Raw genomic sequence first — 534 nt, 5'->3', positions numbered from 1 at the left:
ACCCCCTCGCGCTGGAGGAGTACGCCGCGCTGGAGGAGCGCTCGGCGTTCCTCACCTCCCAGCTGGAGGACCTGCGCACCACGCGCGCCGACCTGCTGGAGATCGTGCGGACGGTCGACGAGCGGGTGCAGCAGGCCTTCGCCGAGGCGTTCGCCGACACCGCCGCGGCCTTCGAGCGGGTCTTCCCGCGGCTCTTCCCCGGCGGCGAGGGCCGCCTCGTGCTCACCGACCCCTCCGACCTGCTCACCACGGGCGTGGAGGTGGAGGCCCGGCCGGCGGGCAAGCGCGTCAAGCGCCTGAGCCTGCTCTCGGGCGGGGAGCGCTCGCTGACCGCCGTCGCGCTNNGCGGTGCTGGAGGAGCTGCGCGCCTCCAGCCAGCTCATCGTCATCACCCACCAGGAGCGGACCATGGAGATCGCCGACGCCCTCTACGGCGTGACGATGCGCTCCGACGGCGTCACCGCGGTGGTGTCCCAGCGGCTGCGGGAGCGGGCCAGCACCCCGTCCTGATCGGGCCGTCTGGTCGGGGCCTGC

The 534-nt window shown here is 74.2% G+C and carries 1 pseudogene; it reads left to right on the top strand.

Going from position 1 to position 534, the window contains the following annotated elements:
* Positions 1-343: pseudogene (locus FHN55_RS24005) on the top strand (chromosome segregation protein SMC); the annotation flags it as partial.
* Between the last annotated feature and the right edge of the window lie 191 nt (positions 344-534).

The organism is Streptomyces sp. NP160, from assembly GCF_006335115.1.
Classification (GTDB): Bacteria; Actinomycetota; Actinomycetes; order Actinomycetales; family Quadrisphaeraceae; genus Quadrisphaera.
This window is presented reverse-complemented; position numbering and strand designations above follow the sequence as displayed.